A 13,951-nucleotide genomic window follows, 5' to 3' on the forward strand; every position below is an offset into this window, starting at 1 on the left:
GGAGCAGGATGCCCCGATGAGTGCACATCCGGTCCTCGTCGCCTGCGCGCACGGCACCCGCAGCCCCACCGGCCGCCGGCTGATCGCCGAGCTGGCGCTGGCCGCGAGAGAGCTCCGCCCCGGCCTGGTGACGACGGCGGCGTTCGTCGACGTCCAGCCGCCCACGGTGGTCGACGTCGTGGCCGAGCTGGCCGCCGGGGGCCGTCCCGCGGTCGTGGTGCCGCTGCTGCTGTCCGGCGGCTACCACGTGCACGTCGACATCGCGGGCGCCGTGGCCGGCGCCGACGGCACCGTGGCGGCGCGGCCGCTGGGGCCGGACCCGCGGCTGGCCGCCGTCCTGCACGACCGGCTCGTCCAGGCCGGCGCCGACCCGCAGGATCCGGGCACCGCGGTCGTGGTGGCGGCCGCCGGGTCCAGCGACGAGCGGGCGGTCGCCGACGTCGAGCGCACCGCCGCCCTCCTCCAGCGCTCCTGGGCCGGACCGGTGACCACCGGCTACGGCTCCGCCGCCCGGCCTCCGGTGCCCGACGCCGTCGCCGCGGCCCGCGCCGCAGGAGCCGAGCGCGTCGTCCTGGCCGCCTACCTGCTCGCGCCGGGCCACTTCCACGACAAGCTGGCCGGCGCCGGCGCGGACCTGGTCACCGCTCCCCTGCTGCCGGATCCCCGCATCGCCGCCGTCCTGCTGGACCGCTACGACGCCGCCGTCGCCACGGCGGCGGGCACCGCCCCGGTCGGGTCGTCATGACCGACTCCCCCGACGAGCAGCGCCCGGAGCCCGTCGCGACCCCCGAGCCGGCGGAGCCCGCTCAGCCGATCCCCGCGACGACGCCGTCGGGTGGCCGCCGGTGGAACCGCACCGTGTCGGCGATGGTCACCGCGGGACTGGCGCTCGCCCTGGGATTCGGGCTCGTCGTGCAGATCCGCAGCACCGGCGAGGCCGAGATCACCGGGGCCACCGAGGAGGACCTGGTCCGCATCCTCGACGAGCTCGACACCCGCGAGGAGCAGCTGCGCTCGCAGCTCGCCGAGCGCGAGCAGGCGGTCGAGGAGCTCAGCGGCACCCGCAACCAGTCCGGCTCGGCGCTGGCCGAGGCGCAGCGGCGGGCCGAGACGATCGGCATCCTCAACGGCACCCTGCCCGCCCGCGGACCCGGTCTGCGGCTGGTCGTCGAGGACCCCGACGGTGCGGTCACCCCCGCCGTGCTGCTCGACGCCATCCAGGAGCTGCGCGGCGCCGGGGCCGAGGCGATCGAGATCGACGGCGTCCGGGTCGTGGTGTCCAGCTACGTCGGCGGCACCCCGGGCGAGCTGACCGTGGACGGCCGGGCGCTCTCGGCACCGTACGAGGTGCTGGCCATCGGGCCGCCGACCGACCTCGAGGTGGCGCTGAACGTCTCCGGCGGCGTGGTGGCCGACGTCGCCCGCACCGGGGGGACCGCCTCGGTCACCCAGTCCGACGAGCTCTCCATCGACAGCCTGGTGCGCGGCCGCTAGCTCCCGCCGGTCGCCACCGGACGGTCCGGTTCGGCCGACCACTGCGACCACGAGCCCGGCCACAGCGCCGCCTCGACGCCCGCGACGGCCAGCGCGGCGACCTCGTGCGCGGCGGTGACGCCGGAGCCGCAGTAGACGCCCACCTGGGTGCCGGGCCGGACGCCCAGCGCGGCGAACCGGGCAACCAGGTCCTCCGCCGGGAGGAAGGTGCCGTCGCCGGCCAGGTTCGCCGTCGTCGGCGCGCTGGTCGCGCCCGGGACGTGCCCGGCCCGCGAATCCACCGGCTCGACCTCGCCGCGGTACCGCTCGGCCGCCCGGGCGTCCAGCAGGACGCCCCCGCGACCCGGCAGCGCCGCGGCGGCGTCGGCCTCCACGACCGGCAGCCCGCCGCCGGGCAGGTCCACATCGCCCGGCGGCGGCACGACGTCCCCGGACTCCAGCGCTCCGCCGGCGCGAACCCAGGCGGCCAGGCCGCCGTCGAGCAACCGGACCTCGCCCAGCCCGCCCCAGCGCAGCAGCCACCAGGCACGCGCGGCGGCCAGACCACCGGCGTCGTCGTAGGCGACCACGGGGCGGCCGGCGGTGATCCCCCAGCGTCGCGCTGCTGCTTCCAGTCGCTGCAACGACGGGAGCGGGTGCCGTCCGAGCGACGCATTCGGCGGGTCGGCGAGCTCGGTCTCGAGGTCGACGTACACCGCTCCGGGCAGGTGACCGGCCAGGTACTTCTCCCGCCCGGAGGCGTCGCCGAGTGCCCAGCGGACGTCGAGCAGCACCGGCCGCTCCGCCGCCGCCAGCAGCTCCGCGGCGGAGACCAGCACGCTCACTGGGGGGCCAGGAGTCCGCGCAGCTCCTCGGTCAGGGCGGCGCGCGCCTCGGGGTGCTGGTGCCAGGCGGCGGGCGTGGCCTGCAGCAACTGGATCCGCCAGCGGCCGGCACCCTCGTCGACCGCGACGAGCGTGTGCACGGTGTGGAAGCTGTCCTCGACGTCGCTGGCGCCCGGCGGGATCATCCCGGCGTGCGCGATGAGCAGCGCCGTCCCCGGCGCGACCGCGCGCACCGAGCGGATCACCGCGACGTACGCCGCGGTCTGGTGGCTGCCGAAGATCTGGCGGAGGTCGGCGGCGATGGCCAGGCGACCGTGGTGGTGGGTGCCGTCGTAGCCGATGATGTCGCCGTCGTCCGCGAAGCAGGCCGCCACGGCCGCACCGCTGCGCCGGTTCCAGCCGTCCAGGTAGGCGGCGTAGAGGGATCGGACCTGGGCGTCGTGCGGATGCGCGGATGTCACGGATGTGACGGTAGTGGTCAGGTCGCGGCGACCGGTCGACGCTCGCCGTCGGCGAACTGGGTGCGGTGCAGGTCCGCGTAGCGCCCCCCGAGCGCCAGCAACTCAGCGTGCGTGCCCGACTCCGCGATGCGACCACCGTCGATCACCAGGATCCGGTCGGCGTTGCGCACGGTGGAGAGCCGGTGCGCGATGACCAGCGAGGTGCGCCCGGTCAGCGCCGCGTCCAGGGCCTGCTGGACGGCGGCCTCGGACTCGCTGTCCAGGTGCGCGGTCGCCTCGTCGAGGATCACGATGCCCGGCGCCTTGAGCAGCACCCGGGCGATGGCCAGCCGCTGCTTCTCGCCGCCGGAGAGCCGGTGCCCGCGGTCGCCGACGACGGTGTCCAGGCCGTCGGGCAGCGAGCGCACCAACTCGGCGATGTGCGCTCCCTCGAGCGCCGACCAGAGCTGCTCCTCCGTCGCCTCCGGGCGGGCGTAGAGCAGGTTGTTGCGCATCGTGTCGTGGAAGAGGTGCGCGTCCTGGCTGACGACCCCGATGGCGTCGCGCAGCGAGGCCATCGTCGCCGACCGCACGTCGACGCCGCCCACCCGTACCGAGCCGCCGGTGACGTCGTACAGCCGGGAGACCAGGCTCGCGATGGTCGACTTGCCGGCGCCGGAGTGACCGACCAGTGCCACCAGGTGCCCGGGCTCGACCCGGAAGGAGACGTCGTGCAGCACGTCCACCGGACCGCCGTGCTCGGGCAGCGACACCTCTTCCAGTGACGGCAACGAGACGTCCTCGGCCGCGGGGTAGCTGAAGGCGACGGAGTCGAACTCGATCGAGCGGTCGCCGGCGGGCACCGGGACCGCGTCGTCGGCCTCGCGGATCATCGGGGGAAGGTCGAGCACCTCGAAGACCCGGTCGAAGCTCACCATCGCGCTCATCACGTCGACCCGGACGTTGGCCAGGGCGGTGAGCGGGCCGTAGAGCCTCGACAGCAGCAGGGCCAGGGCGACGACGTCACCGGGGCTCAGCGAGCCGGTGAACGCCAGGTACCCGCCGAGCCCGTAGACCAGCGCGGTCGCGAGGGCAGCGACCAGGGTCAGCGCGGTGAAGAAAAACCGGCCGTACATGGCCGACAGGACGCCGATGTCGCGGACCCGCGCGGCTCGGTCGCTGAAGGACCGCTCCTCCGCCTCGGGCCGGCCGAACAGCTTGACCAGCAGCGCTCCGGCGACGTTGAACCGCTCGGTCATCGACGTGTTCATGGACGCGTTGAGCTCGTAGGACTCCCGGGTGATCTCCTGCAGGCGGCTGCCGATGCGCCGTGCGGGCAGCACGAACAGGGGCACCAGCACCAGCGAGAGCAGGGTGATCTGCCAGGAGAGCGTGAGCATGACGCCGGCGGTCAGCACCAGGCCGATCACGTTGGAGACGACGCCGGACAACGTCGAGGTGAACGCCTGCTGGGCGCCGACGACGTCGTTGTTCAGGCGGCTGACCAGCGCACCGGTCTGCGTGCGGGTGAAGAACGCCACCGGCATGCGCTGCACGTGGGCGAACACCCGGCTGCGCAGGTCGTAGATGACCCCCTCCCCGATGCGGGCGGAGTACCAGCGGGTGCCCAGCGAGATCGCGGCGTCCACGACGGCCAGCCCGGCGATGAACAGGGCGATGCGGACGATGTCGCCGGAGGTCCCGTCGAGCGAGGCGATCCGGTTGACGATGTTGCCCGCGAGCAGCGGGGTGATGACGCCGATCAGCGAGGAGCCGACCACGAGCAGCAGGAAGAACACCAGGTCACGCTGGTAAGGGCGGGCGACGCCCAGGATCCGGCGCACCGTGCCCGGGGGGAGCCGGCGGCCGACCACCGACGGGTCGCGGCGGAACGACCGCATCGCCGCCATGGAGGTCATGTTGGGGTTCATGGTTCTGACCTCACCTGGTGCTGCCTCCTTCTGCCGCGACGTCCCCGACGTCGGCCTCCGGCCGAACGTGCTCGGGCACGGAGCTGTTCCGGCGGGCCGGAACGGCCCGACCGGTCCAGCCTCTCAGCAGCTACCGACGGTTCAGCGCCCGCCGGCGAGCTCCTGCAGGCGCAGCACCTGCGCCCGGCGCTCGGCGGCGTCCTGCGTCTCGGGGTCGTTGCGCACCGCGGACCGCACCAGCGCGGCGGTCGCTCGGCTCGCCCCGACCGGGGGGCCGAGCAGCGCCTGCGTCAGCTGGGCGACGGCGTCGTCGAGCTGCTCCCGCGGCACGACGACGTTGGCCAGCCCCATCGCGTGCGCCTCGGCGGCGCCGACCGGGCGGCCGGTCAGGCAGATCTCCATGGCCCGCGAGTAGCCGACCAGCTCCACCAGGTTGCTGGTGCCGGTCAGGTCGGGCACCAGGCCGAGCGTGGGCTCGGGCAGCCGGAGCTGGGCGTCCTCGGCGAGCACCCGCAGGTCGCAGGCGAGAGCCAGCTGGCAGCCGGCGCCGATCGCGTGGCCCTGGACGGCGGCGATCGAGACGATGCCGGGCCGGCGCAGCCAGCGGAAACCGCGCTGGTACTCCCGGATCTGCTCCTCGGCCGCCTCGGCCGGGCGTCGGCCGAGGTCACCCAGTCCGCCGGTCGTCCCCGGCTCCGGGCTGAACATGCTGCGGTCCAGGCCGGCGGAGAAGGACCGGCCCTCGCCGCGCAGCACGACCACCCGCACGTCGTCGCCGAGCGAGTCGCCCACCGAGGCCAGCGCCGACCACGTGGCCGGCGTCTGGGCGTTGAGCTGCTCGGGGCGGTCGAGGGTGACGGTGAGGACGGCGCCGTCCTGAGCGGTGCGGACGAATCCGTCGTTCGTGTTCGCTGAGGTCACGCCTTCTTACTATTCCGGTTCGCCCCACCGCGGCTGCGCAGGGTGGCGCCGGACTCGGAGAGCAGCCGGTGGACGAAGCCGTAGGAGCGCTTGGTCGACTCGGCCAGCGAACGGATGCTCTCGCCGCCGTCGTACCGCTTGCGCAGCTCGTCGGCGAGCGTGCTCCGGTCGCCGCCGGTGATGCGCTTGCCCTTGCCCAGGTCCGCAGTGCTCGAGTCGGCCATGGCTCCCCTCCGTGTCAGCCCGGGACGCGCGCGTCGGGTCGACTCGCGCGGTGGGGGCTGTCCCTGTGGCGCCGCCGTCCCGAATGACCACGGCCCCCACGGCCATGATCACCCAGGTGCCCGGTGTCGGCCAGGCGAGCGGGCTCAGCCGGCGTCCGGGCGGTCCGGCCGCACGCCGATCACCCGGGCCCGTCCCCCGGCCAGGTGGTCCGGGGCGGCCTCCGCCGGGCCCGGTGCCTCCGTCTCCTCCAGCAGGGCCCGTCGGAGCAGCGACCTCGGGTGGTACTCGCGCAGGTCGATGCCCTTGAGGTGGTCGAACTCGGGGCCGAGGGTCTCGTGCAGCCCGTCCCGCGCCCCGCTCATCGCCCCCCGAGCCCGCCGGAGCCCCACCGCGGCGTCCTTGGCGAGGTCGGGGAGCCGCTCCGGCCCGAAGATGAACAGGGCCGCCAGGAGCAGGACGACGATCTCCCCCCAGCCGATGGAGCTGAACATCCCGCAGTCACCCGGCCACGGGCAGAGCTGCCCCCAACGCGCAGTCGGCCGCGACCTGCTCGGACCAGGTGCCGATGGCGGGCCAGTCGCGGAAGTCCCCCGCGCCCGTCAGGGGCGCGTGCCATGCCGCCCGCTCGGCGGCCGACAGCACGTGCCGCTCCAGCCGGCCGGCGAACAGCCGGTGCCCTCGCGCGCCGACCTCCACCGCCAGCCGGTCCGCGTCGGCGACCCCCTGCGGGAGCCGGGCCGGACCGGCGGCCAGACCGCTGGAGAACAGCCAGGTGGAGCGGCCGTGCAGCACCGGGGCGGCCTCCAGTGCGTAGCACACCGCGGGCTCCAGCCAGCGCCCGTCGTAGACGGCGCTGCCCAGGACCACGGCGTCGAAGCCCACTGGGTCCGGCCGTTGCTCGACAGGGGCCAGGCGGGTGGTCAGCCCGGTGGCGCGCCCGGCCGCGCTGCCGGTCAGGCCGCGGGAGATCGCGGCTGCGATCTCCCGGGTGCTGCCGTGCCGGCTGGCGAAGGCGACGAGCACCCGCGGTGCGCGTCCGTCGGGACGGTGGGACATCGTTCTCCTCAGGGGGAAGCCGCCCCAGGGCGGGCCGGGAAGGTCGGGCGACGCGAGGTGGCCACCGCGGGGTGCAGGCGGTGACCACCTCGCGCTCCGGCCGCGCCGATCGCTCCGGTTCCGGGGAGGGCGCAGCCGGGTGGTCCGTCAGCGGGCGTTGCTCGGCCGGCCCCACGGACCCGTGATCGCGAAGACCCGGCCGGGCCCGGACTGGATGCAGGCGAACAGGGTCGTGCCGTCGGGGCTGAAGACCGGGCCGGTGAACTCGCTGCCGCCCTGGTCGTTGCGCGCCATCGCGTAGGACTTGCCCTGGTCGGTGACGCCCACGAGGTGCTGCACCCCGTTGCCGTCCTCGGCCAGGATCACGCCGCCGTAGGGGCTGACCGTGATGTTGTCGGGCCCGTCGTAGTTGTCGGCGTCGACGTCCGGGTCCGGGTTGACGCCGAAGATGGTCGTCAGGGTGACGGTCTCCTTGGCCGGGTCGTAGAACCAGACCTGGCCGTCGTGCTCGTTCCGGCTGCCGTCGGAGAGGCGCGCGAAGCTGGCCACGAAGTAGGCCCCGCCGTCGGCCCACCACTGGCCCTCGAGCTTGCGGGAGCGGGTGACCTGGTCGTCGGTGAACTGCCGGCGGACCGAGACGGTGCGGGCGTCGCGGTCCGGGACGTCGACCCAGGTGACCTTGTACTGGGTGCCCGGCTGCGTCGCCTCGGAGAGGTCGCCGATGTGCCGGCTGCCTCGCCAGCAACTCATGGCCTGCAGGAGGCCGGCCGTGTCACCGCCGGGCGAGCGGGCGAGGTCGACCAGCGCGTGCAGGCCGCCGGTGAAGGCCTGCGGCGGCACCCAGCGGAAGTACAGGCCGTTCGGACCGCCGGCGTCCTCGGTCTCGTAGATCGTGTTCGTGGCCGGGTCCACGGCGACGGCCTCGTGCGCGAAGCGGCCGAGGAACTTCAGGGGGACGTTGGCGTTGCCCGGGTTCTGGCTCTGCACCGGCGAGACCTCGAAGACGTACCCGTGGTCCTTGTCCCGGAGGTTGCTGCCCGTGGTGGCGGCCCGCCGCTCCGTCTCCTCGCAGGTGAGCCACGTGTCCCAGGGGGTGACCCCGCCGGCGCAGTTGTTCTCCGTGCCGGCGACGCTGACGTACTCGCGGACCCGGTTGCCGGCGCGGTCCAGGTCGATGGTCGTCGTGCCGCCGTTGGACTTCGGGTCGTAGGTGAGGCCCGGGACGTCCGGCACGGGCGGCGCCTCCGAGCCGCTGATCTCGTGGTTGTAGACGAGAGCCGTACCGGACCCCGTGGCGAAGGCGGCCATGCCGTCCATGTCGGCGGGCGTGGGTGCGCCGTCCTCCATCAGGGTCTCCCCCGACGTGGCCAGGATCCGGTAGGAGAAGCCCTCGGGAAGCGACAGGATCCCTGCCGGGTCGGGCACGAGCGGGCCGTAGCCCTGCGCGCTGCGGGTAGCGGCATTGGCCGCGGTCCCCGCGATGGCGTCGATGCTCCCGGCGAAGGTGATGCCGAGGCCGACCGCGGCGCCGCGGCCGAGAAAGCCGCGGCGGGAATGCGTGGATGTCACGGTGGATCTCCCTGTCTCGATGGGCGGTGCAGGTCCACCCGACCGGGTGAAGACGACGGTCCGAGTGCCCGGTCACCACCTCGCGGTGAACAGCACCGGAACAACCGGACCCGGAACGTCCGCTAGTACCGGTGCAGCTCGGCCCAGGAGGGCGCCGCGACCTCCGACGGCGCGGCGTCCAGCGGCGAGGCCTCGTCGTCCCCGATGTCGTGGAAGGACTCGATCGCCTCCCGGCGGGCACGGCGCCGGTCCACCACGCGCGCCAGCTGGATCGCCCCCTCGAAGAGGACCAGCATCGGGAGGGCCATGGCGAGCATCGTGAACGGATCCTGCGTGGGCGTGATGAAGGCGGCGAACACGATCGTCAGGAAGAAGATCCACCGGCGGGACGCCGCCAGCGCCGCATGGGAGAGAACCCCGACGAGGTTGAGCGCCACGGCGATCAGGGGCAGCTCGAAGGAGAGCCCGAAGGCGACGAGCAGGCTGAGCACGAACCCGACGTAGTCGGGTGCGGTGAGCTGGAAGGCCACCTCGTCGCCGGCCAGCGACAGCAGCAGCTCCAGCCCCTTCCGCAGCGTCAGGTACGCCAGGCAGGCGCCGAGGGCGAACAGCAGGCTCGACGCCGCGACGAAGGCGACGGTGTAGCGCCGCTCCCCCCGGCGCAGGCCGGGAGTGATGAAGGCCCAGAGCTGGTAGAGCCACAGCGGCGCCGACAGGACGGCGCCTGCCACGACGGCGATCTTCAGTCGCAGCAGCACCCCGCCGAAGACGTCCAGGACCACGAGGCGGCACTCACCGTCCCCCTCGAACCTGAGCTCGGCCGGGAGGGCGCAGTACGGCTCGCTCAGGAACTCGAGCAGGCCGCGGTCGTACCAGAGAAACCCGACGGCCGTGCCCAGCGCCAGTGCCAGCAGCGCCTTGACCAGCCGGGCCCGCAGCTCGCGCACGTGGGCGACGAGCGTCATGTCGCCCGACGGGTCTCTGGGCGGCCGCCGCCGTCCGGGCAGCCGACGGCGTGTCACCGTCGCCCTCGCCCTCGCGGTCCCGCTCAGCGCCCGGCGTCGGGCGACGGCGTGTGGTGCTCCGCGCCCGGGAGCCGGCCGTTCCCGTCGACGCCGGCCGGCGTTCCCGCCGGGAGCGCCGGGGCGTCGGCCGGCCGGGGCCGGTCGTCGTCCTTCATGCCCTTCATCTCGCCCTTGAAGATCCGCAGCGAGCGCCCCAGAGAACGGGAGGCGTCGGGGAGCTTCTTGTAGCCGAAGAGCAGCAGGATGGCCAGGAGGACGAGGCCGATCTCCAGCGGTCCGAGGTTCACAAGGGCTCCTTCCGTCGGTCGCCGCCTACCCGCGGGGCGACCTGGCGAGGACGGGCCGACCGTCCTGGGTGCGCGTCCCTGCAGCCAACGCGGGGTCCCCGGCGGGAGGGTGGCCCGCGCGTGGAGGCCCGGCGTCGCGGCGGTGAACGATGCCGCGGCGCCGGCCCCGCCCGGTGCGCCGGCTCGGACCGGAGGGGTTGCGGCGCGAGCCGTCAGGCCAACTCGACCAGGTCCGCGAGGTCCTCGCTCCAGGCGTCCTCGGTGCCGTCGGGCAGCATGATCACCTTGTCGGGATCGAGCGCGCGGACGGCGCCCTCGTCGTGCGTGACCAGCACGATCGCGCCCGTGTAGGTCCGCAGCGCCTCGAGCACCTGCTCGCGGCTGGCCGGGTCCAGGTTGTTCGTCGGCTCGTCGAGCAGCAGCACGTTGGCGCCCGAGACGACCAGCGTGGCCATGGCCAGCCGGGTCCGCTCGCCACCGGAGAGCGTGCCGGCGCGCTGGTCGACGGTCTCCCCGGTGAAGAGGAACGCGCCCAGGATGCGGCGCAGCTCGGTGTCGGTGCTGTCCGGCGCGGCGGAGCGCATGACCTCGAGCAGCGAGCGGTCCATGTCGATCGTCTCGTGCTCCTGCGCGTAGTAGCCCACCCGCAGCCCGTGCCCGGCCTTGACCTCGCCGGTGTCGGGCAGCTCGGTGCCGGCCAGCATCCGCAGCAGCGTCGTCTTCCCGGCTCCGTTGAGGCCGAGGACGACGACCCGCGTCCCCCGGTCCACGGCCAGGTCGACGTCCATGAAGATCTCCAGCGAGCCGTAGCTCTTGCTCAATCCCTCGGCGAACAGCGGCGTCTTGCCGCACGGCGCCGGCGTCGGGAAGCGCAGCTTCGCGACCTTGTCCGCCACCCGCACGTCGGCGAGCCCGGAGGCCAGCCGCTCGGCGCGCTTGTCCATGCTCTTCGCGGCCTTGGCCTTGGTGGCCTTGGCGCGCATCTTGTCCGCCTGGGCGTTGAGCGTGTCGATCTTGCGCTCGGTGTTGGCCCGCTCCTGCTTGCGGCGGCGCTCGTCGGTCTCGCGCTGCTCGAGGTACCGCTTCCAGCCGAGGTTGTAGATGTCGACGGTGGCCCGGTTGGCGTCGAGGTGCCAGACCTTGTTGACGACGGCCTCGAGCAGCTCGACGTCGTGACTGATCACGATCAGTCCGCCGCGGTGGCTGGTCAGGAAGCCGCGCAGCCAGGTGATCGAGTCGGCGTCGAGGTGGTTGGTGGGCTCGTCGAGGAGCAGCGTCTCGGCGTCGGAGAACAGGATGCGGGCCAGCTCGACCCGGCGGCGCTGACCACCGGAGAGGGTGCGCAGCGGCTGGGCGAGCACCCGGTCGGGCAGGCCCAGGTTGGTGCAGATGCGGGCGGCGTCGCTCTCGGCCGCGTAGCCACCGAGGGCAGCGAACTGGTCCTCGAGGCGGCCGTAGTGCCGGACGGCGCGGTCCTGCTCGACGTCGTCGGCCGGTTCGGCCATCGCGACCTGGGCCTTGACCAGCTGGTTGCGGATCACGTCCAGCCCGCGCCCGGAGAGCACGCGGTCGCTGGCGCTGATGTCGAGGTCGCCGCTGCGCGGATCCTGGGGCAGGTAGCCGAGCTCGCCGCTGATCTCCACCTTGCCGGCGTGCGCCACCCGCTCACCGGCGAGCGTGGTGAGGGTGGTGGTCTTCCCGGCGCCGTTGCGCCCGACCAGCCCGATGCGGTCACCCGGCTGCACGCGCAGGTTCGCTTCGCTGATGAGGATGCGGGCGCCGGCGCGGAGCTCGAGGCCGGTCGTCGTTATCACTGAACCCAGGGTAGGCGCTCGGAGTGCGATCACCCCCACGTTTCCGGGGTGACATGGGCGGCATCCCCCGCCCGGGCGTGTTCCGGGGCCGGACGGCCCGCGCAGGCCCCCGAGCAGCCAGGATGCGGTCATGGGACCGGATGCGCGTGCGTGGGGGCTGCCGTGCCCGGTCTGCGGCCGGCCGACGGGGGACGTCGGCGCCGGGCCGTGCCCGGCCTGCGGGCTGCCGGCCGCGGCGCACGCCGCGCTCGTGGTCGCGCGCATCGGGACGACGCTCGGCGAGCTCGCCCGCGACCGCGACGCGCTGCTGGCGTCGCTGCGCGCCGCGGCCCCCGGCGCCGCCCGCGGTCCGGCGGCCGCGCCCCCGCAGCCGCCCACCGCTCCCCCACCGGCGCCCTTCACCCCACCCGTCGCCGCCCCTCCGCCGTGGGTGCCGCAGGGGCCGCCGCCCGCCGCCGCTCCGCCCGCACCTCCCCGGCCCCCTCGCCGGCTGAGCCCGCAGCAGGTGCTGCTGGCCCTGGGTGCCCTGCTGCTGGTGACTGCGGCGCTGACGTTCGTCGCGGTGGCCTGGACCCGCTTCGGCCTGGTGTTCCAGGCCGGCCTGATGCTCACCGTCACCGTCGCGGCGTGCGGCAGCTCCGCGTGGGCCGCGCGCCGGCAGTTGCGGGCGACCGAGGAGGCGCTGGCCGCCGCAGGCGCCGCCCTGCTGGCGATCGACCTGGGCGCTGCCCGGGCACTGGGCCTGTTCGAGCTGGAGGACGTCGGCCTCCGCATCTGGTGGGTCGTCTCGTGCGCGGTCGTCGTCGCGGTGTCCCTGGGCCTGGGCCGGTTGACGCGCAGCACCGCGACCTGGCCCCTGACCGCGCTGCTCGCCGCTCAGCCGCTCGCGTTCGTGCTGCTGCCCGACGACCTGCGCATCAGCCCCATGGGTCCGGCACTCGCCCTCGCCCTGGTCGCGGTCGATCTCGTGGCCGCCCGCCGTCTCCGTCCGTCGCTAGCGCCCGTGTCGCTCGTGCTCGCCGGCCTCTTCGCCCTTTTCGGGGTGTTCTGGGGGCTGAGTTTCGCCGCTGAATCGTCCGCTGCTGACTCCTGGGGATCCACCGCTGTCCTCGCCGTGGCCGGAGGTGCCCTGCTGACGTTCGGCCCCCGCGTGGGGGCCGACGAGGCGATCTGGCGCCTCGTGCTGTGGGCGGCGAGAACGGGCCGCACCGTGCACAGCTGGGGAACGATGCCGGCCACGGTCCTGCCGGGCCTCGTCGGTGCCGTGCTGGGCCTCGCCCTGGCCGGCTCCCTCCAGCACGCCGGGAACCAGGACTGGTGGATCGCGGCAGCTCTCGGGCTCGGCCTGCTGACGGTGGCGGCCCTGCTCCCCGACCGACCGCGGATCGCCGCCGGTGCGATCGGGAGCGGCGCGCCCCTGGTGGGCGCGCACGTCCTGCTGCTCGTCGAGGCGGAGCGCTTCGGCGAACTGGCCGTCGTCGCGCTCGCCGCGACGGTCCCCGCCCTGGTGGCCGCAGTACTCCTCCCCGCGCTGCGGGCCGCCGCGACCGCCGCCGCCCTGCTCGCGCCGGGTACGGCGATCCTGCTCGCCACCGCCGACGACGTGCTGTCCCCCGTCGTCGCCGGGCTGCTCCTGGCGCTGCTCGCCGACGGTGCCTTCGCCGTGGCGACGGCCCGCCGGACGCACCCCGGGGAGCTCGCGGCCGCCGCGGTCGGTGCGCTGACCGGGCTCGCGGCGGGGGCCACGTCCGCCTCCGCCGGGGCCTGGGGTCAGGTCGGCCTGCAGCTCGGCGTCGTCGGGATCGCCGCCGGGTGCTACGCCGTCGTCGCCGGACGCCGTCCGGTCGCAGTGGTCGCGGTGGCCGACCTCGTGGTCGCGACCTGGATCGCCGTCGGCGGTGCGGGCGTGGAGACACCGGAGGCGTATACGCTGCCCGCTGCGCTCGGCCTGCTCGTGCTGGCCGTGCCGGCGCTGCGCTCGGGTGCGCCGTCCTGGGCCGCCGAGGGCGCGGCGTGCGGCGTCGCGCTGGTGCCGTCGGCGCTGGTCGTCGTCGCAGAGCCCACGGCGCTGCGCCTGGTGCTGGTCGTCGCTGCCGCCGCCGCGCTCGTCGTCGCCGGCACGCTGCTGCACCGGCAGGCGCCGTTCGTCATCGGCGCGGGCGTCCTGCTCCTGGTCACCGTCGGGCGGCTCGCGCCCTACGCCCCGCTGCTCCCCCGGTGGATCACCCTCGGCACCGCCGGTCTGCTGCTGCTCGTCGTCGGCGCTACCTACGAGCGGCGCCGGCAGCAGGCACGGGAGGCCGTGGCCTGGGTCGGCCAGATGCGCTGACCGGGTGCCCGCGCTCGCGCGCCGCCCTACGGTGAG

The 13,951-nt window shown here is 74.6% G+C and carries 14 protein-coding genes; 3 read left to right on the forward strand and 11 right to left on the reverse strand.

Features of this window, described 5'->3' with window-relative positions; all coding sequences use genetic code 11:
- Positions 1-16 precede the first annotated feature (16 nt).
- Together CRP29_RS12730 and CRP29_RS12735 are read left to right on the forward strand one after the other, a co-directional pair.
- Positions 17-745 carry a sirohydrochlorin chelatase gene (locus tag CRP29_RS12730; RefSeq protein WP_097195380.1) on the forward strand — a complete coding sequence of 243 codons (729 nt, stop codon included), beginning with the start codon at positions 17-19 and terminating at the stop codon, positions 743-745.
- A complete protein-coding gene (locus CRP29_RS12735; RefSeq protein ID WP_097195381.1) occupies positions 742-1,494 on the forward strand; it encodes a DUF881 domain-containing protein in 753 nt (250 codons plus the stop codon). Before CRP29_RS12730 ends, CRP29_RS12735 begins: the two co-directional genes overlap by 4 nt.
- On the opposite strand, the gene CRP29_RS12740 is transcribed toward CRP29_RS12735, so the two are convergent.
- The 11 genes from CRP29_RS12740 to CRP29_RS12790 form a co-directional block, all read right to left on the reverse strand.
- On the reverse strand, positions 1,491-2,318 hold the full coding sequence (locus CRP29_RS12740; RefSeq protein ID WP_097195382.1) for a sulfurtransferase: 828 nt from the start codon (positions 2,316-2,318) through the stop codon (positions 1,491-1,493). The genes CRP29_RS12735 and CRP29_RS12740 overlap by 4 nt on opposite strands.
- The gene (locus CRP29_RS12745; RefSeq protein ID WP_097195383.1) at positions 2,315-2,779 is read right to left on the reverse strand and encodes an SgcJ/EcaC family oxidoreductase; all 465 of its coding nucleotides are present in this window, start codon (positions 2,777-2,779) and stop codon (positions 2,315-2,317) included. The genes CRP29_RS12740 and CRP29_RS12745 overlap by 4 nt, the downstream gene beginning before the upstream one ends.
- A 17-nt stretch (positions 2,780-2,796) precedes the next feature.
- The gene (locus tag CRP29_RS12750; protein WP_097195384.1) at positions 2,797-4,689 is read right to left on the reverse strand and encodes an ABC transporter ATP-binding protein; all 1,893 of its coding nucleotides are present in this window, start codon (positions 4,687-4,689) and stop codon (positions 2,797-2,799) included.
- A 141-nt stretch (positions 4,690-4,830) separates the two neighbouring features.
- On the reverse strand, positions 4,831-5,610 hold the full coding sequence (locus CRP29_RS12755; protein WP_097195385.1) for an enoyl-CoA hydratase/isomerase family protein: 780 nt from the start codon (positions 5,608-5,610) through the stop codon (positions 4,831-4,833).
- Entirely contained in the window at positions 5,607-5,834 is a 228-nt protein-coding gene (locus tag CRP29_RS12760) for a helix-turn-helix domain-containing protein (RefSeq protein WP_091983578.1), read from the reverse strand. The genes CRP29_RS12755 and CRP29_RS12760 overlap by 4 nt, the downstream gene beginning before the upstream one ends.
- 144 nt (positions 5,835-5,978) lie before the next feature.
- Positions 5,979-6,326, reverse strand: a complete 348-nt coding sequence (locus tag CRP29_RS12765) for a twin-arginine translocase TatA/TatE family subunit (protein ID WP_097195386.1) — start codon at positions 6,324-6,326, stop codon at positions 5,979-5,981.
- A 7-nt stretch (positions 6,327-6,333) separates the two neighbouring features.
- Complete coding sequence (locus CRP29_RS12770) at positions 6,334-6,891, reverse strand: flavodoxin domain-containing protein (RefSeq protein WP_097195387.1); 558 nt, start codon at positions 6,889-6,891, stop codon at positions 6,334-6,336.
- Between the two features lie 147 nt (positions 6,892-7,038).
- Entirely contained in the window at positions 7,039-8,460 is a 1,422-nt protein-coding gene (locus CRP29_RS12775; RefSeq protein ID WP_097195388.1) for an alkaline phosphatase PhoX, read from the reverse strand.
- A 122-nt stretch (positions 8,461-8,582) separates the two neighbouring features.
- Complete coding sequence (gene tatC / locus CRP29_RS12780; protein WP_097195389.1) at positions 8,583-9,425, reverse strand: twin-arginine translocase subunit TatC; 843 nt, start codon at positions 9,423-9,425, stop codon at positions 8,583-8,585.
- Between the two features lie 83 nt (positions 9,426-9,508).
- The gene (gene tatA / locus CRP29_RS23295; RefSeq protein ID WP_097195390.1) at positions 9,509-9,772 is read right to left on the reverse strand and encodes a Sec-independent protein translocase subunit TatA; all 264 of its coding nucleotides are present in this window, start codon (positions 9,770-9,772) and stop codon (positions 9,509-9,511) included.
- A gap of 212 nt (positions 9,773-9,984) precedes the next feature.
- Positions 9,985-11,586, reverse strand: coding sequence for an ABC-F family ATP-binding cassette domain-containing protein (locus tag CRP29_RS12790; protein WP_097195391.1), 1,602 nt, complete (start codon positions 11,584-11,586; stop codon positions 9,985-9,987).
- Positions 11,587-11,716: 130 nt separating this feature from the next.
- Between CRP29_RS12790 and CRP29_RS12795 the strand changes: the two genes are divergently transcribed.
- Positions 11,717-13,915, forward strand: coding sequence for a DUF2157 domain-containing protein (locus tag CRP29_RS12795; protein ID WP_097195392.1), 2,199 nt, complete (start codon positions 11,717-11,719; stop codon positions 13,913-13,915).
- Positions 13,916-13,951 lie beyond the last annotated feature (36 nt).

Origin of the sequence: Blastococcus aggregatus (genome assembly GCF_900221005.1) — a bacterium.
Lineage (GTDB): Bacteria > Actinomycetota > Actinomycetes > Mycobacteriales > Geodermatophilaceae > Blastococcus > Blastococcus aggregatus.